Origin of the sequence: Aliirhizobium wenxiniae (assembly GCF_019511445.1) — a bacterium.
Taxonomy (GTDB): domain Bacteria; phylum Pseudomonadota; class Alphaproteobacteria; order Rhizobiales; family Rhizobiaceae; genus Neorhizobium; species Neorhizobium wenxiniae_A.
In genome coordinates, this window is the sequence record NZ_JAEUAN010000002.1 from 160,486 (window position 1) to 180,162 (window position 19,677).

19 protein-coding genes are annotated in these 19,677 nt (G+C 59.9%); 13 read left to right on the forward strand and 6 right to left on the reverse strand.

Annotated elements, in window-relative coordinates; translation table 11 throughout:
- Nucleotides 1–113: 113 nt before the first annotated feature.
- On the reverse strand, nt 114–1,079 hold the full coding sequence (gene tal, locus JNB91_RS02995) for a transaldolase (protein ID WP_220324035.1): 966 nt from the start codon (nt 1,077–1,079) through the stop codon (nt 114–116).
- 199 nt (nt 1,080–1,278) lie between these two features.
- Between tal and JNB91_RS03000 the strand changes: the two genes are divergently transcribed.
- The 9 genes from JNB91_RS03000 (at nt 1,279) to JNB91_RS03040 (ending at nt 11,640) form a co-directional block, all read left to right on the forward strand.
- A complete protein-coding gene (locus JNB91_RS03000) occupies nt 1,279–2,283 on the forward strand; it encodes a sugar-binding transcriptional regulator (RefSeq protein ID WP_220324036.1) in 1,005 nt (334 codons plus the stop codon).
- Nucleotides 2,284–2,389: 106 nt separating this feature from the next.
- Nucleotides 2,390–3,343 carry a sugar-binding transcriptional regulator gene (locus JNB91_RS03005; RefSeq protein ID WP_220324037.1) on the forward strand — a complete coding sequence of 318 codons (954 nt, stop codon included), beginning with the start codon at nt 2,390–2,392 and terminating at the stop codon, nt 3,341–3,343.
- Nucleotides 3,344–3,489: 146 nt separating this feature from the next.
- Complete coding sequence (locus tag JNB91_RS03010) at nt 3,490–4,806, forward strand: ABC transporter substrate-binding protein (protein WP_220324038.1); 1,317 nt, start codon at nt 3,490–3,492, stop codon at nt 4,804–4,806.
- A 202-nt stretch (nt 4,807–5,008) separates the two neighbouring features.
- Entirely contained in the window at nt 5,009–5,881 is an 873-nt protein-coding gene (locus tag JNB91_RS03015; RefSeq protein WP_220324039.1) for a carbohydrate ABC transporter permease, read from the forward strand.
- A gap of 11 nt (nt 5,882–5,892) precedes the next feature.
- Entirely contained in the window at nt 5,893–6,717 is an 825-nt protein-coding gene (locus tag JNB91_RS03020; protein WP_220324040.1) for a carbohydrate ABC transporter permease, read from the forward strand.
- 12 nt (nt 6,718–6,729) lie between these two features.
- Nucleotides 6,730–7,734: an ABC transporter ATP-binding protein gene (locus JNB91_RS03025; RefSeq protein WP_220324041.1), complete on the forward strand. Its 1,005-nt coding sequence runs from the start codon at nt 6,730–6,732 to the stop codon at nt 7,732–7,734.
- 46 nt (nt 7,735–7,780) lie between these two features.
- The gene (locus JNB91_RS03030; protein WP_220324042.1) at nt 7,781–9,265 is read left to right on the forward strand and encodes a mannitol dehydrogenase family protein; all 1,485 of its coding nucleotides are present in this window, start codon (nt 7,781–7,783) and stop codon (nt 9,263–9,265) included.
- An 8-nt stretch (nt 9,266–9,273) separates the two neighbouring features.
- Nucleotides 9,274–10,014, forward strand: a complete 741-nt coding sequence (locus tag JNB91_RS03035; protein ID WP_220324043.1) for an HAD family hydrolase — start codon at nt 9,274–9,276, stop codon at nt 10,012–10,014.
- A gap of 45 nt (nt 10,015–10,059) precedes the next feature.
- The gene (locus tag JNB91_RS03040; protein WP_220324044.1) at nt 10,060–11,640 is read left to right on the forward strand and encodes an FGGY-family carbohydrate kinase; all 1,581 of its coding nucleotides are present in this window, start codon (nt 10,060–10,062) and stop codon (nt 11,638–11,640) included.
- A 21-nt stretch (nt 11,641–11,661) separates the two neighbouring features.
- Here the strand turns inward: JNB91_RS03040 and JNB91_RS03045 are convergent, their stop codons facing one another.
- Together JNB91_RS03045 and JNB91_RS03050 are read right to left on the reverse strand one after the other, a co-directional pair.
- Nucleotides 11,662–12,063, reverse strand: a complete 402-nt coding sequence (locus JNB91_RS03045; protein WP_220324045.1) for a nuclear transport factor 2 family protein — start codon at nt 12,061–12,063, stop codon at nt 11,662–11,664.
- Nucleotides 12,064–12,140: 77 nt separating this feature from the next.
- A complete protein-coding gene (locus JNB91_RS03050; RefSeq protein WP_220324046.1) occupies nt 12,141–12,893 on the reverse strand; it encodes an SDR family NAD(P)-dependent oxidoreductase in 753 nt (250 codons plus the stop codon).
- Nucleotides 12,894–13,003: 110 nt separating this feature from the next.
- Between JNB91_RS03050 and JNB91_RS03055 the strand changes: the two genes are divergently transcribed.
- Entirely contained in the window at nt 13,004–13,954 is a 951-nt protein-coding gene (locus JNB91_RS03055) for a LysR family transcriptional regulator (protein WP_346269261.1), read from the forward strand.
- 49 nt (nt 13,955–14,003) lie between these two features.
- Here the strand turns inward: JNB91_RS03055 and mcpU are convergent, their stop codons facing one another.
- Nucleotides 14,004–16,100: a methyl-accepting chemotaxis protein McpU gene (gene mcpU / locus JNB91_RS03060; RefSeq protein ID WP_275957779.1), complete on the reverse strand. Its 2,097-nt coding sequence runs from the start codon at nt 16,098–16,100 to the stop codon at nt 14,004–14,006.
- 413 nt (nt 16,101–16,513) lie between these two features.
- Between mcpU and JNB91_RS03065 the strand changes: the two genes are divergently transcribed.
- Complete coding sequence (locus JNB91_RS03065) at nt 16,514–17,227, forward strand: sulfate transporter family protein (RefSeq protein ID WP_220324048.1); 714 nt, start codon at nt 16,514–16,516, stop codon at nt 17,225–17,227.
- Here JNB91_RS03065 and JNB91_RS03070 read toward each other — a convergent pair.
- Nucleotides 17,224–17,649: a VOC family protein gene (locus tag JNB91_RS03070; RefSeq protein ID WP_220324049.1), complete on the reverse strand. Its 426-nt coding sequence runs from the start codon at nt 17,647–17,649 to the stop codon at nt 17,224–17,226. The genes JNB91_RS03065 and JNB91_RS03070 overlap by 4 nt on opposite strands.
- Before the next feature lie 90 nt (nt 17,650–17,739).
- On the opposite strand from JNB91_RS03070, the gene JNB91_RS03075 reads away from it, so the two are divergent.
- A complete protein-coding gene (locus JNB91_RS03075) occupies nt 17,740–18,318 on the forward strand; it encodes a TetR/AcrR family transcriptional regulator (RefSeq protein ID WP_220324050.1) in 579 nt (192 codons plus the stop codon).
- Here JNB91_RS03075 and nth read toward each other — a convergent pair.
- On the reverse strand, nt 18,296–19,099 hold the full coding sequence (gene nth / locus JNB91_RS03080; protein ID WP_220324051.1) for an endonuclease III: 804 nt from the start codon (nt 19,097–19,099) through the stop codon (nt 18,296–18,298). The genes JNB91_RS03075 and nth overlap by 23 nt on opposite strands.
- 21 nt (nt 19,100–19,120) lie before the next feature.
- Here nth and JNB91_RS03085 point away from each other — a divergent pair, with 21 nt between their 5' ends.
- Nucleotides 19,121–19,618 carry a DUF2244 domain-containing protein gene (locus JNB91_RS03085; protein WP_220324052.1) on the forward strand — a complete coding sequence of 166 codons (498 nt, stop codon included), beginning with the start codon at nt 19,121–19,123 and terminating at the stop codon, nt 19,616–19,618.
- The last annotated feature ends 59 nt before the right edge of the window (nt 19,619–19,677 follow it).

A 19,677-nucleotide genomic window follows, 5' to 3' on the forward strand; every position in this document is an offset into this window, starting at 1 on the left:
TCAACTTTACGGTGTCCAGAGGAGCGAGATCCGTCACAACCGGAAGACTATTTTCCCATGAAAAAGGCCCGCCTTGCGGCGAGCCTCCAATGATTTAGCGGTGGTTCTTCTGATCAGGCGGCAGCGAGCTGCAGCTCCTTGCTGACAAGGTTGCGAAGCGCAATCAGATCCTTGTTGAAGAGACGAATACCGTCCGACAGCTTCTCTGTCGCCATCTGGTCTTCGTTCAGCATCCAGCGGAAGGTCTTTTCGTCCATCTTGATCGGTGCAACGGCTTCGAACTTTTCCGGCGAAAGCTTGCGTTCAAGCGTGCCTTCGGCCTTGTCCAGCTCGTCGAGCAGGTTCGGCGCGATCGTCAGACGGTCGCAACCGGCCAGCGCTTCGATTTCGCCGATATTGCGGAAGGATGCGCCCATGACGATCGTGGAGATGCCGTTGGCCTTGTAGTAATTGTAGATCGAGCGAACCGAAACGACGCCCGGATCGGTTTCCGCCGTGTAGTCCTGGCCGGTCGACTTCTTGTACCAGTCGAGAATACGGCCGACGAAGGGCGAGATCAGGAATGCCTTGGCATCAGCGCAAGCAACAGCCTGGGCATGGCTGAACAGCAGCGTCAGGTTGCAATCGATGCCTTCGGCCTGCAGAACTTCCGCAGCCTTGATGCCTTCCCAGGTGGAAGCGAGCTTGATCAGGATGCGCTCGCGCTCGATGCCGCGCGCCTTGTAGGCGGCAATGATGTCATGCGCCTTCTTGATCGAAGCTTCGGTGTCGAAGGAAAGGTCGGCATCGACTTCGGTCGAAACGCGGCCCGGAACGATACCGGCAAGGGCAGCACCGACATCGATTGCCAGGCGGTCGGCAACGGCAACGGCAATAGCCTCTTCATTACCGCCCTGTTTGCGACCCCAGGCAACGCCTTCCTTCACCTTGTCGGCAAAGATCGATGTGCCGATTGCCTTCAGAACGATCGAAGGATTGGTCGTGCAATCGACCGGCTTCAAGCGGGCAACGGCTTCAATGTCGCCGGTATCCGCGACGACGGTGGTCATGGAACGAAGTTGCTCTAGTTTTGACGTCATCCGAATGGTCCTCACTGATGGCTGTCGGTGCTGGAGGCACCGCTTTTGCTCCTCTGGCATGTTATCTAGATAACATCCGCGGAAGGTAAAGAAGTCAAGACATTTGTCCTTCTTAATTGACATATGTTCCAATGAAGACGATATCATGACCGGACGCGCAGGAATTGCATATTCCGCTTATCGGGAGGATTGAGCGCCCTTGGCCAGATTGAGACGCGAGAGCCATACGACCTATTCCGATGCGACCTCCCAGAGGCTGCGCGCCGCCTGGCTTTATTACAATCAGGGCCTCACACAGAAGGACGTGGCGGAGCGATTGGGCGTCAGCCGCTCGACAGTCATCCGCATGCTCGACGAGGCGATGAAGCGCTCCGAGGTGCAGATCTGGATTTCCGAAGGCGTCGAAAGCTGCGTCGAACTCGCCATCCAGCTGGAAAAGACCTACGGGCTGGATGAAGCCGTGGTCGTTCCGACACCGCGCGACAGCAGCGCCGATGCGCTTGCAGGCGCAGTCGGCCTCGCACTCGGGCAGTTTCTCTCCGATGTCATCCAGGACGACATGACCATCGGCGTCGGCTGGGGGCGCACCATGACCGCCTCGCTTTCCAGCTTCCGCCCCACACGCCATTCCAACGTCAAAGTCGTCTCGCTGCTCGGCGGCATCGTTGCCGTCCACCAGACCAACCCGATCGACTTCACCTGGCGTTTTGCCGGACAGTTGGGTGCCGAATGCTACATGTTCCTGGCGCCTCTTCTCGTCGATACCGTCGCCACCAAGCGCGCCCTGATCGACAAATGCGGCCTCGACACTATCTACAACCTGGCCGAGAATCTCGATCTCGCCGTCGTCAGCTGCGGCGATATCGGTCCGCACTCGACATCGCTCTCGGAAGGCTTCATTTCGAAGAAGGAGCTGGACCGCCTCATCGCTTCCGGCTGTGTCTGCGATACGATGTTCAACTTTCTTGATGAGGAAGGCCGCTCGGTCGACCACGCCCTGAATGAGCGCGTCATGTCGATCGATCTCGACACGTTGAAGAAGGCCAAACACATCGTTCTTTCCTCCGGCGGCTCCCACCGCGCCGTCGCCATTCGCGCCACCATTCGGCGCATCGGCTGCAACACGCTGATCACAGACGAGACAGCGGCAAAGGAATTGCTACGGCTAGCTGCATCGCAACCGGCAACCGCGCCGGAGAGCTGATAATCTCCCGCACCGCTTTTCGTTGGATGCAGCCGCATGACTTTTGCCAAGTGTTTGACAGAAGGTCAGAAAAAATGGCAGCAAATTGGAGGAGGAGATTTCTGCCATGGCAAAACGGTCTGACACCCAGGGACGTCTGGATGATGCAGCAAGGGCTGGCTGGCTCTATTACGTCGCCGGTCGCACCCAGGACGAAATAGCGGCCGCCATGGGCATTTCCCGGCAATCCGCACAACGGCTCGTCTCGCTTGCGGTCGCCGAGCGCCTGATCAAGGTCAGGCTGGATCATCCGATCGCCGCTTGCCTCGAATTGGCCGAACGGCTCAAGCAGAAATACGGGCTTCGCCACGCCGAAGTCGTGCCAAGCGACCCGTCCGGATCGTCCTCCACAACAGGTATTGCCGAAGCTGCCGCCGCCGAAATCGAACGCTGGCTGAAACAGCCGGAGCCAATCGTGCTTGCCATCGGCACAGGCCGCACCTTGAAAGCCGCTGTCGATCAACTGCCGCCGATGGAGTGCCCGCAACACCGTATCGTTTCGCTTACCGGCAATATCGGCCCGGACGGCTCAGCCGCCTTCTACAACGTCATCTTTTCCATGGCCGATGCCATCAAGGCGCGCCATTTTCCCATGCCGCTTCCGGTTCTCTGTTCGTCGGCTGAAGAGCGCGTGACGCTACACGATCAGGCGCTTGTCCGCTCGACGCTGGCGCTCGGTGCAGAGGCTGCTGCAACCTTCGTCGGCATTGGCGAGTTGGGCGTCGATGGCCCACTCTGCGTCGACGGCTTCCTTGGTCGCGAAGAAATGCAAACTCTCGTCGAAAATGGCGCAGCCGGTGAAATCTGCGGCTGGGTTTACGATCAGCAGGGGCGACTTCTCGACAACGCCGTCAACGAACGTGTCGCCAGTGTTCCGATCCCGTCCCGCTACACGAGCGCGGTCATCGGGATTGCCAAGGGACAGCGCAAGATCAAGGCCATCGCGGCCGCCCTTCGTGGCAAATTGATCAATGGCATTATCACCGATGAAGCCTCCGCTGAGCAGTTGCTCCGCTTGTGAGCAAAAATTTCCTCGTTCAAATTCAATTGCTTAAAACGTTTTAATCGCAGTGCAGCGAGGAATCCGTGTTGACTTCTGTCAGTTACTGATAGGTAATTGCTCACGAGCAAAGCGAATGCTCGCCAACATCTTCTCGGGAGGAAGATATGACATTGAAGACTTTTCTGCTGGGCGCCTGCTCGGCGCTGGCCTTCGTTGCCACCACGGCATCGGCTGAAACCCTCACCATCGCGACAGTCAATAACGGCGACATGGTCCGCATGCAGGGCCTCACCTCCGAATTCACCAAGGCAAACCCGGATATTGAAGTGAACTGGGTTACGCTGGAAGAAAACGTCCTGCGCGAGCGCGTCACTACCGATATCGCCGCCAACGGCGGCCAGTACGACATCGTCACCATCGGCAACTACGAAGTTCCGATCTGGGCCAAGCAGCAGTGGCTTCTGCCGCTCGAAGGCCTTGGCGACAAGTACGACATGGACGACCTCCTGCCGGCGATCCGCGGCGGCCTGTCCGTCGAAGGCAAGCTCTACGCGGCACCGTTCTACGGCGAATCCGCCATGATCATGTACCGCAAGGACCTGTTCGAAAAAGCCGGCCTGAAGATGCCGGAAAGCCCGACTTGGGAATTCATCGCGGACGCAGCAAAGAAGACCACCGATCGCGCCAACGACATCAGCGGCATCTGCCTTCGCGGCAAGGCCGGCTGGGGCGAGAACATGGCCTTCGTGTCGGCCCTCAACAACTCCTTCGGCGGCCGCTGGTTCGACGAAAACTGGAAGCCCCAGTTCGACCAGCCGGAATGGAAGGCCTCGCTGCAGTTCTACGCAGACCTGATGAAGGAAGCAGGCCCGCAGGGCGCTTCTTCCAACGGCTTCAACGAAAACCTGACGCTGTTCCAGCAGGGCAAGTGCGGCATGTGGATCGACGCGACCGTCGCCGCATCCTTCGTGTCCAACCCGAAGGACTCGAAGGTTGCCGACAAGGTCGGTTACGCGATCTTCCCGTCCAAGGAAGGCGTTTCCAACCACGGCAACTGGCTGTGGTCGTGGAACCTCGCCGTTCCGGCATCCTCGAAGAAGGCTGAAGCCGCGCAGAAGTTCATCTCCTGGGCAACCAGCAAGGAATACACCCAGCTCGTCGCCTCCAAGGAAGGCTGGGCCAACGTTCCTCCGGGCACGCGCACCTCGCTTTACAACACCGAGGACTACAAAAAGGAAGCAGCCTTCGCCGCTCCGACGCTCGCTGCCATGCAGGCCGCCGACATCACCAAGCCGACCGTCAAGCCGGTGCCCTATACGGGTGGCCAGTTCGTCGCGATCCCTGAATTCCAGGCTCTCGGCACCACTGTCGGCCAGCTCTTCTCAGCTGTCATCGCCGGCCAGTCCACGGTCGACGACGCGCTTGCCGCCGCTCAGGCAACGGCAACCCGCGACATGACCCGCGCCGGCTACATCAAGTAAGGGATTTCCTCCCAAGGATAAGGGTTGTCCGGCACGAACGTCGGGCAGCCCGCCTCAGACGGAAACTCAACGACCGGAAGCTGCGCCTCTCGTCGTATCCACAAGCTACCCTATAAAAACAAGATCGTGCTTCCGAGCTGACGTTCATCAAGAGCGTTTAGGCCGGCAATGAGAGCGCAACGCTCCGGGGAGGGTTTTTAAGATGGCAACGCAGAATACCAGGACGTTGGCACGCCTTATGATGGCGCCCTCCGTCGTCGTGCTTCTGATCTGGATGGCCGTACCGCTCGCAATGACGCTGTACTACTCGTTCCAGAACTACAACCTGCTGACACCGATGAATGTCTCGTTCGCAGGCTTCTTCAATTACCAGTACTTCTACACCGACCCGGCCTTCTTCCAGTCGATCTGGAACACGCTTGTACTGGTTCTCGGCGTGCTTGCCATCACCGTCATCGGCGGCACCGCGATTGCGCTTCTGATCGACCAGCCGATTTTCGGTCAGGGCATTGTGCGCATCCTCGTGATCTCGCCCTTCTTCGTCATGCCCCCGGTCGCTGCGCTGATCTGGAAGAACATGATCATGCATCCGGGCTATGGCGTGTTTGCGGATATCGCAAAGTTCTTCGGCGCGCAGCCGGTCGACTGGTTTGCGCAATATCCGCTGTTTTCGGTCATCATCATCGTTGCCTGGCAGTGGCTGCCCTTTGCCACGCTGATCCTGCTGACCGCGCTCCAGTCGCTCGACAGCGAGCAGAAGGAAGCCGCCGAAATGGACGGCGCCAACTTCTTCAACCGCTTCATCTACCTGACGATCCCGCATCTTTCGCGCGCGGTCACCGTCGTCATCCTGATCCAGACGATCTTCCTGCTCGGCATCTATGCGGAAATCCTCGTCACCACCAATGGCGGCCCGGGTTACGCATCGACCAACCTCACCTTCCTCATCTACCGCACGGCACGCCTCGGTTATGACGTCGGCGGCGGTGCAGCAGGCGGTATCATCGCAGTCGTTCTCGCCAATATCGTCGCCATCTTCCTGATGCGCGCCGTCGGCAAGAACCTGGACAAGTAGGAGAGACGATCATGGCTCGCAAAGTAACAACCGGAGCTCGGATCGGCTGGAGCATCGCCGCCTGGGTTGTAGCACTGCTCATCTTTTTCCCGATCCTCTACGCGGTCATCACCAGCCTGAAAACGGAGCAGGAAGCCATTGCAGGCTTCTCGCTCATCCCGTCCGGCACGTTCGAGAACTACGTCACGGTTCAGACGCAGCGCGACTACTTCAAGCCGTTCATGAACTCGGTGATCCTCTCGGTAGGCTCGACCATCCTGGCGCTGATCATCGCCATCCCGTCCGCCTGGGCCATGGCATTCGCCCCGACCAAGCGGACGAAGGACATCCTCATGTGGATGCTCTCGACCAAGATGATGCCCTCGGTCGCGGTTCTCCTGCCGATCTTCATCATCTTCCGCACCTTCGGCCTGCTCGACAGCCGCGTCGGCCTGACCATCATGTTGACACTGATCAACCTACCGATCGTCATCTGGATGCTCTACACATACTTCCGCGAAATTCCGGGCGAAATCCTGGAAGCAGCACGGATGGATGGTGCCAGCCTCTGGAAAGAGATCGTCTACGTGCTGACTCCGATGGCGGTTCCGGGCATTGCCTCGACCCTGCTCTTGAACATCATCCTTGCTTGGAACGAAGCGTTCTGGACCATCCAGCTGACGACCACCAATGCGGCGCCGCTGACGGCCTTCATCGCCTCCTTCTCCAGCCCACAGGGTCTGTTCTGGGCAAAGCTCTCGGCAGCCTCGACCATGGCGATTGCGCCGATCCTCATCCTCGGCTGGTTCAGCCAGAAGCAACTCGTTCGCGGCCTCACGTTTGGCGCGGTTAAGTAAGGAAGTCTGATCATGGGCAGCATTACCCTCAAGAACGTCCAGAAACACTTTGGCGAAGCCAAGGTCATTCCTTCCGTCGATCTGGAAATCAAAGATGGCGAATTCGTCGTCTTCGTCGGCCCGTCCGGCAGCGGCAAGTCCACGCTTCTGCGCCTCATCGCCGGCCTTGAAGACCTGACCGGCGGCACGATCACCATCGACGGCAAGGATGTGACCGAAGCGGCACCCGCCGCCCGCGGCCTCGCCATGGTCTTCCAGTCCTATGCGCTCTATCCGCATATGAGCGTCAGAAAGAACATCGCCTTCCCGCTTAAGATGGCGAAGATGGAACAGTCGGCGATCGACAAGAAGGTCGAGGCCGCCGCCAAGGTCCTGAACCTCACCGACTATCTGGAACGCCGCCCATCGCAGCTTTCCGGCGGTCAGCGCCAGCGTGTCGCAATCGGCCGCGCCATCGTCCGCGAACCCTCGGCCTTCCTCTTCGACGAGCCGCTGTCCAACCTCGATGCGGCTTTGCGCGGCACGATGCGCCTCGAAATCAGCGATCTTCACAACCAGCTGAAGACGACCATGATCTACGTCACCCACGACCAGATCGAGGCCATGACCATGGCAGACAAGATCGTCGTGCTCAATCGCGGCAATATCGAACAGGTCGGTTCCCCGATGGAACTCTACCAGACGCCGCGCAACCTGTTCGTGGCGGGCTTCATCGGCTCGCCGCGGATGAACCTGATCACCGGCGACTACGCAAAGTCCAAGGGCGCGACGACTGCCGGCATCCGTCCCGAACATCTGACGCTGTCCAAGGAGAGTGGCACCTGGAAGGGGCGCGTCACCGTCGCCGAACATCTCGGCGCCGACACCTTCCTGCATCTCGATGTCGAAGGCATCGGCCAGATGACCGCACGCGCCAGCGGCGAGTTCGGCGCGCATCACGGCGACACCGTCTACCTGACGCCGGATGAAACCAGACTGCACCGTTTCGACGACAAGGGCCTGGCTATCAGGGCCTGATTGATCCTACCGGCCTGACCAAGCAGGCCAACCGGAGTATGAGAAAATGACTGTGAAGCTTTCGTTGGCAAGCCTCAAGGATGCCGCTGCGACCGCTGGCGTGCCCAATTACGACCCGAAGAGCCTGACGCCGGGCATCATCCATTTCGGCGTCGGCAATTTTCATCGCGCCCATCAGGCCGTCTATCTCGACGACCTGTTCAACACCGGCAAGGGCCATGACTGGGCGCTGATCGGCGCCGGCGTCATGCCGTCCGACGCCGCGATGCGCGACAAGCTCAAGGCACAGGATTACCTGACGACCGTCGTCGAGCAGGACAACAACAAGACCGGCGCTCGCGTCACCGCCCCGATGATCGATGTCATCGCGCCGGATCAGAAGGATGCGCTGATCGAAAAGCTCGCCGATCCTGCAATCCGCATCGTTTCCATGACCATCACCGAGGGTGGTTACTTCATCGACGCCGCCGGTCATTTCAACCCGGCCCATCCGGCCATGGTCGAGGACGGCCAGAACCCGGCAACCCCGAAGACCGTATTCGGCCTCATCCTCGCCGGCCTGAAGCTGCGCCGCGAACGTGGCGTACAGCCCTTTACCATCATGTCCTGCGACAACATTCCGGGGAACGGCCACGTCACCGAAAACACCGTCATCGGCCTTGCCAAGATGTCCGACCCGGCCTTTGCCGAGTGGATCCACGCTAATGTCGCCTTCCCGAATTCGATGGTCGACCGCATCACCCCGGCCACCGGCCAGCGCGAAGTCGATATCCTCAAGAACGACTTCAACATCGACGACAACTGGCCGGTCTTCTGCGAAGAGTTCAAGCAGTGGGTCATGGAAGACAATTTCCCCGCCGGCCGCCCGGCGCTGGAAGAAGTCGGCGTCCAGTTCGTCCCCGACGTTGCCCCTTACGAGCTGATGAAGATCCGCATCCTCAACGGCGGCCATGCGACGATCGCCTATCCGGGCGAACTCTTGGACATCCACTTCGTCCACGAGTCGATGGAACACCCGCTGATCCGTGCCTTCCTCGCCAAACTGGAGAAGGAAGAGATCATCCCGATCGTGCCGCCGGTGCCGGATACCAATCTCGACGAGTATTTCGATCTGATCGAGCGCCGTTTCCTCAACCCGAAGATCGGCGACACCATTCCGCGCCTTGCGCAGGACGGTTCCAACCGACAGCCGAAATTCATCCTGCCCTCGACCCGCGATCGTCTCGCCCAGGGCAAGGATATCGTCGGCCTGTCGCTGGTCTCCGCCCTCTGGTGCCGCTACTTCGCCGGCACCTCGGACAGCGGTCGCAAGATCGTCTTCAACGACGCCAGCGCCGAAAAACTGCAGGCAGCAGCCATCAAGGCCAAGGACGATCCGGCAGCCTTCCTCGTCTTCGACGAAATCTTCGGCGAGGTTTCAAACAACGAACTGTTCCGCAAGCGTTTCGCCCATGCTCTGAAGACGCTATGGGCAGAGGGAACTGCAAAGACCCTGCAGCTCTATCTCGACGACAAGCTGGTCCAGGAATGAGGTGAAACGTGGCGGATAACGCAACACAGAACACCGGCCCATTGGTGATCTTCGACTGCGACGGCGTGCTCGTCGACAGCGAACCGCTTTCGGTCCGGGTTCTGGTCGAGGCGCTCAACCGCCACGGTATCGACATGGCCGAGGAGGAAGCCTATCAACGCTTCCTCGGCCGCAGCCTTGCCACCATGCGTCAGGTGATGGACGAGGAATACGATTTCCACACCGGACCCGAATTTCTCGAAACCCTGCGTCTCGATCTCTACGATCTGTTCAAGACGGACTTGCAGCCCATTCCCGGCATTGCCGAGACGCTGGATGCGCTGGCGCTTCTCAACCTGCCGCGCTGCGTCGCCTCGTCCAGCCAGCTTGAACGCATTCGCCTGTCGCTCAGCATCACCGGCATCCTCGACAAGCTGGAACCGCATATCTTCAGCGCCTCCATGGTTCAGAATGGCAAGCCCGCCCCCGACCTTTTTCTTCATGCGGCAGGTGAGATGGGGATTGCACCGGAAAACTGCATCGTCATCGAGGACAGCCCCGCCGGCATCGAGGCAGCCCAGCGCGCCGGAATGACGGTCTTCGCCTTTACCGGCGGCTCGCATGCCTGCGTTCCCGGATATCGTGAACGGATCGACGCACTTTCGCCGGATCTCATATTTGACGCCATGCCGGATTTGCTCCACCTTGTAAAAAACACATGGAGGGTCGCGACAGACCATCTTCCCAGCGTGCGGTCTGACCGTCATTGAGGAAGCGTTTGCCGCGAGCGGTACAGGGACAGGAAACAGATCTGCATGCGTGACCATCTCGTTGCGGTCGATATCGGCACGACCAGCGCGCGTGCCGGCGTTTTCGACAGCAGTGGCCGAATGCTCGCCAAGGCCAAACATCCGATCCGGATGTTCCGCCCCAAGGAAAACCATGCCGAACACTCCTCCGAGGATATCTGGGCCGCAACCTGCCATGCAGTGAAGGCCGCGATGAGCGAAGCTGCAATTGCGCCATCCAGCGTTGCCGCCATCGGCTTCGACGCCACCTGCTCGCTCGTGATGCGGGACACGAATGGCAAGCCACTCTCCGTCTCCACCACCGGCCTCCCTGAACAGGATACGATCGTCTGGCACGATCACCGCGCTATCCGTGAGGCCGACGAACTTTCCGCTTCCGGGCACCATGTTCTGGATTTCTCCGGCGGTTCGCTGTCGCCGGAAATGGAAATGCCGAAGCTGAAATGGCTGAAAGAGAACCGGCCGGAAAGCTGGAAAAAATCCGGCTTCATCCTCGATCTCGCCGACTTCCTCACCTGGAAGGCAACCGGATCGGCCGAGCGTTCCCGCTGCACCGTCACCGCCAAATGGAACTATCTGGCGCATGAAAAGCCCGGCTGGAAGAGCGACTATCTGAAACTTGCCGGTCTCGCAGATCTGAAGGAAAAAGCCGGCTTACCCGAAAGCACCGCGGAAGTCGGTTCCAGCCTTGGCAGATTGGCGAAACAAGCAGCGGCCGAGCTTGGTCTCGATACGGAGGTCCAAGTCTCCCCCGGCCTGATCGACGCCTATGCTGGCGCCTTCGGCGCACTTGCGGGTGCGGCCAGCGATGCGACGCTGGAAACCAGTGTCGCACTGATCGGCGGCACCTCCAGCTGCATCGTCGCCTTCTCGCGTGATCCCAAACCCGGCCGCAGCCTCTGGGGTCCCTATTACGAGGCGGTTCTGCCCGATCACTGGCTGGTCGAAGGCGGCCAGTCGGCGGCAGGCGCGCTTCTCGATCATATCGTCCAGATGCATGCCGCCGGCGGCGAACCGACCGCCGACCTGCACGGCCGCATCATCGCCCGCATTGCCGAGCTGCGCGCCGAGACGGACGGCGACATTGCGCCCAACCTGCATATCCTGCCGGATTTCCACGGTAACCGCTCGCCGCTCGCCGATCCGCATGTGCGCGGCGTCATCACCGGCCTGACCCTCGACACATCCTTCGATGGCCTGTGCCGTCGCTACTGGCGCAGCTGCGTGGCGATCGCGCTCGGCATCCGCCATATCCTCGATACCATGGTCGGTTTCGGTTATCTGTTTGAAACCCTGCATGTCACCGGCGGCCATGTGAACAACCCGCTGCTCGTCGAACTCTACGCCGATGTCACCGGTTGCCGGGTCGTGGTGCCGCAGACGAGCGATGCCGTCCTGCTCGGCACCGCCATGACCGCAGCCGTCGCCGGCGGCCTCCATTCATCGCTATTCGCCGCAGGCTCAACGATGCAGGCAGGCGGCACCGAATATCTCCCCGATCCTGTCCGCAAGGCAGCCTATGACCGCGATTACCGCCGCTTCCTCACCATGGTCCGCCATCGCGAGGAATTGCGGGAACTGGCCTGATCCATCGGAGGGCAAAACCACCTACCCCCGGGTCCTGTCCTGCGACACATCCCCCTCGCCCGGCAGCGGATCGAAGAACAGGTAAATCGCGCTGATCCGCCCATCGCGGGCAATGATGAAGTCGGTCCCCGCATAAGCCGACGGCTCACCGGGCGCACCGGAAACCCACCGCACCCTGCCGGCAGTCTCCTGCAGCACTTCCGCCGGGCCGAGTTCACGATACTGAAAATCCGGATGCGATGCCCGGATCACCCCTGCAATCCGGGCGATTTCTGCAGGACCACGATAAACGCCGTGCGGCTCGTGGAATTCCGCGTCCGGCGCAAAAATCTCAGCCGCAACCGCTTGGCGTCGCTGATCGTCAGCCTCGCCGAAAACCTCCTGCAGATTGCGCTTCAAAAGCGTCGCAATGTCGTAAGTCATCGTCAGTCTCCTTGAGAAAGCCACGCGTCCCCTCGAGGACGCGCGGATGAGCTTCAACGGTCAAATCATTCTTTCGGTCAGATCTGCACCTGACCACCATCGACAAACAGCTCGACGCCATTGACGAAGCTTGCATCATCGGAAGCGAGGAACAATACTGCCTTGGCGATCTCTTCCGGCTGGCCGACACGACCGGCGGGAATGAGGCCGGCGAGATAATCCTTCGTGCCTTCAGCCTGCGCACCGCCGCCGAACAACTCGTTGAGGCCAGCCGTGTCGGTAACACCGGGGCTGACGGCATTGACGCGAATATGCCGGTCCTTCAGGTCGAGGATCCAGTTGCGGGCAAAGCTGCGGATCGCAGCCTTTGTGGCGGAATAGACGCTGAAGGCCGGCGTGCCGGAAATGCTGGTGGTCGAAGACGTCAGCACGATCGAGCCGCCATCGCGCATCAGCGGCAGCGCCTTCTGCACGGTAAACAGCACGCCCTTTACGTTGCTGTCGAATGTCGACTGGTAATGTTCCTCGGTGATCGAACCGAGCGCTGCGAACTCACCGCCACCGGCATTGGCGAAGACGACATCGATATGACCGTGCTTCTGCTGCACGGCGTCATAAAGCCGGTCGATATCTTCAAGCTTGCCCATGTCGCCACGAACGCCTGTCACCCGGCCACCAATAGCCTTCACAGCAGCATCGAGCGCTTCCTGGCGCCGACCGGTGATGAACACCGATGCCCCCTCGCCCGCAAAAGCCTTTGCCGTGGCAAGCCCGATACCGCTCGTGCCGCCGGTAACGATGACGACCTTGTTTTCAAATCTTGCAGCCATTGTCTTTCTCCTTTTTCTTGCGGTTTGTTTTCCGCTGGATGAAAGATGCATTCGGAACGCTGTGATCGAAAGTCAGCAATATCGACACTCATCGTTCCATATGGAGAACGATAGTGCGGCTAGATCTGAATGACCTCGTCTATTTTGCCGAAGTGGTAGCCCATGGCGGCTTCGCATCTGCCGGGCGCGCCCTGCGCGAACCGAAATCCAAGCTCAGCCGCCGCGTGGCCGGGCTGGAAACGCGGCTCGGCGTGCGCCTGATCGAACGATCAAGCCGCCGTTTCCGGGTAACGGATGTCGGGCAAGTCTTCTATCAGCGCTGCAAGGCAATGCTGGCCGAGGCGGAATTGGCGCAGGCGCTGGTGGCGGAAGCCAAATCGGAACCGGAAGGCCTCGTCCGCTTCAGTTGCCCGACCGGCCTGGTCGAGCCGATATCGGGCCTGGTCAACACATTCCTCGATCGCCATCCGAAGGTGCAACTGCAGCTCGTGGCAGTCGACCGCCCGGTCGATCTCATCGAGGAACGGATCGATATCGCGCTGCGAGTCCGCACCACGATCGACAGCGACGCATCGCTGACCATGCGCTCGCTCGGCCAGTCCGTCCGCATCCTCGTCGCCAGCCCGCAGCTCGCCAGCCGCATTGCCGATGTCGAACAGCTCGGCACATTACCGACCCTCGCAACAAGCGACGATGCGAGCGAACTGGAATGGCATCTGGAAACCGAGGACGGCCGAAGACACATCCTCCGCCATGCCCCGCGCATGGGCTGCGCCGATTTTTCCGCCGTCCGCGCCGCGGCAATTGCCGGCCTCGGCGTCGCCATCCTGCCCGATCACACCTGCCGCCAGGCGCTTGAGGATGGAACGCTCGTTCGCATCCTGCCCGCATGGCGCGGCATCACCGGCATCGTCCATCTGGTCTTCACCACCCGCCGCGGCCTGCCGCCGGCGGTGAGAAAATTCATCGATCACCTGGCCGCGAATTTTCCGAAGGATGCGCTGGACGACCCGCGATTTCGCAGCCGCCTGCCTATTGCGTGCCCCCATCAAAGCAAATGAGGCGACCAATGGCCGCCTCATTCATGTTTACGGATGAAACCGGAGCCTGTCAGGCCGCGCGGCTGTAGCTTCCGCGCTCGCTCGAAGCAGCCATTCCACCGAGACGGAACTGCGAAAGCAGCGTCTTGAGAGCCGTCGCTTCGGCGGCAAGTCCGTGGCTCGCTGCCGTCTGTTCCTCGACCATCGCCGCGTTCTGCTGCGTGCCCTGATCCATCGTGTTGACGGCAGTATTGATCTCGTTCAGGCCGGTCGACTGTTCGCGAGTTGCCGTTACGATCGCCTGGATGTGGCCGTTGATCTCCTGCACCTCGGCCACGATGGCCTCCAACCTGGTACCGGTCTCGCCGACACGGCCAACGCCCTGCTGAACCAGAGTGCCGGATGCGTTGATCAATTCCTTGATTTCCTTGGCAGCCTGGGCGGAGCGCTGCGCCAGTTCGCGGACTTCCTGCGCCACGACCGCAAAGCCCTTACCGGCTTCACCGGCGCGTGCGGCCTCGACACCAGCATTCAGCGCAAGCAGGTTGGTCTGGAACGCGATCTCGTCAATCACGCCGATGATCTTGGAGATTTCCGAGGAAGACCGCTCGATGTCTTCCATCGCACGTACCGCCTCGCGCACGATGCTGCCGGAATTCTCTGCATTGGAACGGGTCCGGCTGACCAGACGACCGACCTCTTCGGCGCGATGCGCGCTGTCTCGGACTGTCGTGGTGATCTCTTCCAGCGCAGCAGCCGTTTGTTCGACCGAGGCTGCCTGCTGTTCGGTGCGCCGTGCCAGATCGTCGGCCGCATGGCGGATTTCGGAAGCGCCGGCATCGATATTGCGGGCATTGTCGCCCACCTTTGTCAACGCGCTGTTCAGCTTGCCGATCGAGGTGTTGAAGTCTTCGCGCAGCCGGTCGAGCTCGGCCACAAAAGGCGAATTGATGCGATATTGCAGGTCGCCATCGGAAAGATGCGACAGGCCCTTCGCCAGTTCGTCCACGGCAAAACGCACATCCGCTGCATTACGGGCGGCAACCCGTTCGCGCTCACCACGTTCACGCTCCGAAAGCGTCCGAGTCTCCTCCGCATCCCCTTCAAGACGCAGGCGCTCGACGGCATTGGTGCGGAAAACGGCGACGGCTGCGGCCATGGAGCCGATCTGGTCGGTACGGTCCTGCCCCGGAATGGTCGTCTGAAGATTGCCGCTCGCAAGCTTCTCCATCGCAGCCGTCATGGCGGTCACCGGCGAGATGACGATACGGCTGAGCAAGGTTGCCAGGAAGGCGATCATGGCGACAACGGCAAGCAGGGTCGCAATGGTAGCTGCAACACGGAACTCGCCGAGAGCAGCATAGGCGTTATCCCTGTCGACGACGAAGCCGAGGCTCCATTCTGCATTCGGCAGTCCGGCAACCGGCAGGAAGCTCACGAGCTTGCCCTTGTCGCCGATCGCGGTTTCAGAAATCTCCGAACCGATCTTCGGTGTATTGGTCGGGAACAGGTCGGCCAACGTCTTGTTGACGAATGCCGCATCCGGATGAAGCAGGATCTTGCCTGCCTTGTTGACGAGAAACGCATGGCCTTCAGGGCCGGCATCGACCGAATTGATGGCCTGCACCAGCGAATCGAGCGAAAAGTCGCTCGCAACGACGCCAATGAACTTGCCGTCTTTCTTGACAGGAACAGCAGCCGTGATCATCAGCTTCTTGTCGGATGCGGAAACATAAGGCTCGGTCAGGACCGGGCCGTTCAGCGCAACGGCCTGCTTATACCAGCCGCGCTGGCGCGGATCGTAGCCGGCGGGCAGCGGCAGATCTGGCCACTGCGTCATCTCACCATCGGCCTCCCCACCGAAATAGGTGGAAACGAACTGGCTGGCGAGAACATTGTTGTCAAGTATTGCGAAACGCGACGCGACGTCGGTGCTCTTCTCTATCTGCTTGGCAACGGTATCGGTCAGCATGAAACGGCCGCTCAACCAGTTGGCGACGCTCTCCGACGCCTGTTTTCCGGTGGAGTCGATGTTACGAGTGACGGACTCCGCAACGCCATCGCGCTGCAGGCTGTCGATATAGACCGAAAACGCGCCGAAAGCGGCGGCCACAAGCAAAGACGCGGCGAGCAGGATGCGCGTCATGAGGTTTGATTTCTTGGTCAAACGAGGTGTTCCTCTGATAAAAGCCGGTAAACCCGGCTGATCGTTGGCATGGTTCTGGATGGGGGAGACATGCCGTGAGGCAGGGGCGGGAACGCATCATGCGACCGTGACGAGGGCTGAGGCCACAAGCATCCGCATGATTAAATGCAAAAAATAAACTTTGAATAAAAAACAAATAGTAAGAAATGCACGCAATAGGAGTACGGAACAACAATGCGCAACAACCAATTGCTGCGCGCCCACAGAAACTAGTAACACAAATTCAGATAACTGCCATATTTAGTCATACTTTTACTTCAACCTAAAAGCCTCTGCGGAAGTATCCGTGCCTTCTGGGATTCAGCAGCAACAGCCTGCTTGTCCTCGCCTCCTTCACTGCCTACATCTGCCCGGCTAACTGCCGGAGACCACTGATGATCCTCAATGCCGCTCGCCTTGCGCTGGTAAATCTTTTTGCGCCTGAAACCCGTTCGGCATTCTGGAAGATGCTCGGGCTGACGATTCTCATCCTCGTCGGCCTTTGGTTCACGCTGAGAGAGGCCTTTGCCTATTACGTCTGGCCCTGGTTTGCGGCCTTTCTCCCTGCCATGCCCGAGTGGACAGGCTGGCTCACGCTCCTTGCAGCCATTGCAGCAAGCATCGGCCTGGCGCTGGCCTTGGCGCTGCTGATCGCACCGATCACCGCGCTGATCGCCGGCCTTTTTCTCGATGATGTCGCAGCGGTCGTCGAAAAACGGGATTACCCGAATGATCTTCCCGGTAACGAACTGCCGCTCGGCCAGGCGATCGCGGGTTCGATAAAGTTCCTCGGCGTCGTCATCGTCGGCAACTTTATCGCGCTTCTTCTTCTGTTCATTCCAGGCGTCAACCTGATCGCCTTCTTCATGGTCAACGGCTATCTGCTCGGTCGGGAATTCTTCGAATTCGCCGCCATGCGCTTTCGCCCACCACAGGAAGCCCGCGCTTTCCGAGCCAAACATGGCTCGACGGTGCTGCTCGCCGGGATGCTGATCGCAGGCTTTCTTGCTATTCCCTTCGTCAATCTTCTGACCCCGCTCTTTGCCGCCGGTCTGATGGTGCATCTGCACAAGGCAATCTCGGCGCGGGATCCGGATTTCAAAGGCTAGGTCGGAAGCGCAGAAGCATCGTACTGCGCAGCAAACTCCGCGCTCGGCGGGATTGGCTTGATGATGTCTATCAGCACCCCATTCGGATCGGCGGTAATGAAATGCCGCTGGCCGAAATCCTCGTCGCGGATATCAAGCCTTATCGGCAGCCCTGCCGCCTTCAGCCGTGCATAGACGGCATCGACATCCTCGACCTCGAAATTCAGCAACAGGCCTGACACTTGGCCGCGCGCACCTTCCGGGATCGTCTCATGGCTACCGTCGAGAATGGCGAGCGTCACATGCTCGCTCTCCTTCGATTGCAGATGAACATACCAGTCGGCGGTAAACAGCGCTTCGAAGCCGAAATACCGGGTATAGAACGCCGCCGTCCCGGTGACATCCTGCGTCATGATGACAGGATAGTAGCTGACTGCTTTCATCTCTTTTCCTCCGTTGAAATCCAAGATACATTCAGCCTGTATGTTTTCTTATAAATACATTCTGTCTGTATGTAAATAGAGGATGGTCGCATGCCGCGCAGCAATCGCGAACGCACCGATGCCACCCGCACCGCCCTTCTGGATGCCGCGCGGACATTGTTCATCGAAAAGGGCTATGCCGAAACCGCAACTCCGGACATCGTCGCCGCGGCCGAGGTGACGCGTGGCGCGCTCTACCATCACTTTGCCGACAAAAAAGCGCTGTTCTGGGCCGTGATCGAACGCGAGGCCAACCATGTCGCCGCCGATATCGACGCCCGCTCGGCAGATGCCTCGTCGCCACGCGAGGCGTTGCTGCAGGGCGCATCCGCCTATTTCGACGCGATGGCCGTGCCGGGCCGCACACGCCTGCTTCTCAAAGAAACCCCGGCGCAGCAGGCGATCGACAGCGGACAAGGCGAAGACCCCGCCGAAGAGGGGCTGAAAATCGGCCTGTCGCAGCTGCTTGCAGGATCCGAAAACCTCAAGCTTCTCGATCCGCTGACATCACTGATCTCATCCGCCTTCGAAAAGGCTGCAATCGCAATCGACTGCGGCGGAAACCGCGCCGATTACGAAGCCGCAATCGCCGCCCTGCTCGATGGCCTTACAGTGCAGCCCCGCCGATGATCTGAGGCGGCAGCTCCACCAGCGGCGCTGGAATATCGAACGTCTTTTCCGGCGAGCGACAGAGATCGGCAATGACGCAATGCTCGCATTCCGGCTTGCGCGCCTTGCAGGTATAGCGCCCATGCAGGATCAGCCAGTGATGCGCATGGAAAAGATATTCTTCCGGAATGACCTTGAGGAATTGCTCTTCCACCTCATCCGGCGTCTTGCCCGGCGCCATCAGGCAGCGGTTGCCGATGCGGAAGACATGCGTATCGACGGCAAGCGTCGGAATGCCGAAAGCCATCGACATCACCACATTGGCGGTCTTGCGCCCCACACCCGGCAGCCGCACCAGCTCCTCGCGCGTCTTCGGCACTTCAGAGCCGAATTCGTCGATCAGCATGCGACAGAGCGCAATCACATTCTTCGCCTTGTTGCGATAAAGCCCGATCGTCTTGATATGGGCGATAACGCCGTCTTCGCCCAGCGCCAACATCTTTTCCGGCGTATCGGCTAATCGGAACAGCGCCCGCGTCGCCTTGTTGACCCCGTCATCGGTCGCCTGCGCCGATAGCGCCACGGCAACCACCAGTGTGAACGGGTTCACATGCTCCAGCTCGCCCTTCGGCTCAGGCCGCTGGATCGAGAAGCGGCGAAAGATCTCCACCATCTCTTGCCTCGAGTAGGCGGATTTGAAGCGTTTCGTCTTCGCAGCGCCCGTCTTTGCAGCCGCCTTGGACGGCGTCCGATTTGACTTTTGCAAGGAAGCGGTGCTGGATCGGGATTTGGAAATGGCCATCAGCCTGTATAGTCACGCCCCATGACGGAAAGCAACGCGCAGATAGCGGAGGACCACCCGGTCTTTGCCGCCGAGCTGACGCCCTATCGCTCGCTCGGGCGCAAGGGCTTCAAGCTGGTGCTTGCGCTCTCCGGCGCCGTCTGCGCCTTTTACGGTATCTTCTTCATGGTAAGCGGCGCCTGGCCGATCGGCCTGTTTCTCGGGGCGGATTTTCTGCTTCTCTATTTCGCACTGAAGATGAGCTACCGTTCCGGCCGCCAGCGCGAGGAAGTCAGCGTGTCGCCCACCAAAATCCTGATCCGCAAAGTCTCTCCGACCGGCCGAATGATCGAACATAGCTTCAATCCCTTTTGGGCGCGTTTCCGCATCAACCGGCATGAGGAATTCGGCATCATCTCCATGTTCGTCAGCGGCGAAGGCCGCGCGACGGATGTCGGCTCCTTTCTCAATCCCGACGACCGGGAAAGCTTTGCCAAAGCCTTCCGCAGCGCGCTCGCAACCGTAACCCGCCGCCTGTGAGAAGAGCCGCAAGAAACGGGTGGTATCGATGAGTAGGAGAAGGCAAATATGAGCGAAAG

Bases quoted from the DNA above. Each gene is read 5' to 3' on its own strand.
- tal (WP_220324035.1), bottom strand. From the start codon at position 1,079: ATGACGTCAAAACTAGAGCAACTTCGTTCCATGACCACCGTCGTCGCG.
- JNB91_RS03005 (WP_220324037.1), top strand. From the start codon at position 2,390: ATGGCAAAACGGTCTGACACCCAGGGACGTCTGGATGATGCAGCAAGG.
- JNB91_RS03010 (WP_220324038.1), top strand. From the start codon at position 3,490: ATGACATTGAAGACTTTTCTGCTGGGCGCCTGCTCGGCGCTGGCCTTC.
- JNB91_RS03015 (WP_220324039.1), top strand. From the start codon at position 5,009: ATGGCAACGCAGAATACCAGGACGTTGGCACGCCTTATGATGGCGCCC.
- JNB91_RS03020 (WP_220324040.1), top strand. From the start codon at position 5,893: ATGGCTCGCAAAGTAACAACCGGAGCTCGGATCGGCTGGAGCATCGCC.
- JNB91_RS03025 (WP_220324041.1), top strand. From the start codon at position 6,730: ATGGGCAGCATTACCCTCAAGAACGTCCAGAAACACTTTGGCGAAGCC.
- JNB91_RS03030 (WP_220324042.1), top strand. From the start codon at position 7,781: ATGACTGTGAAGCTTTCGTTGGCAAGCCTCAAGGATGCCGCTGCGACC.
- JNB91_RS03040 (WP_220324044.1), top strand. From the start codon at position 10,060: ATGCGTGACCATCTCGTTGCGGTCGATATCGGCACGACCAGCGCGCGT.
- JNB91_RS03045 (WP_220324045.1), bottom strand. From the start codon at position 12,063: ATGACTTACGACATTGCGACGCTTTTGAAGCGCAATCTGCAGGAGGTT.
- JNB91_RS03050 (WP_220324046.1), bottom strand. From the start codon at position 12,893: ATGGCTGCAAGATTTGAAAACAAGGTCGTCATCGTTACCGGCGGCACG.
- JNB91_RS03065 (WP_220324048.1), top strand. From the start codon at position 16,514: ATGATCCTCAATGCCGCTCGCCTTGCGCTGGTAAATCTTTTTGCGCCT.
- JNB91_RS03070 (WP_220324049.1), bottom strand. From the start codon at position 17,649: ATGAAAGCAGTCAGCTACTATCCTGTCATCATGACGCAGGATGTCACC.
- JNB91_RS03075 (WP_220324050.1), top strand. From the start codon at position 17,740: ATGCCGCGCAGCAATCGCGAACGCACCGATGCCACCCGCACCGCCCTT.
- nth (WP_220324051.1), bottom strand. From the start codon at position 19,099: ATGGCCATTTCCAAATCCCGATCCAGCACCGCTTCCTTGCAAAAGTCA.
- JNB91_RS03085 (WP_220324052.1), top strand. From the start codon at position 19,121: ATGACGGAAAGCAACGCGCAGATAGCGGAGGACCACCCGGTCTTTGCC.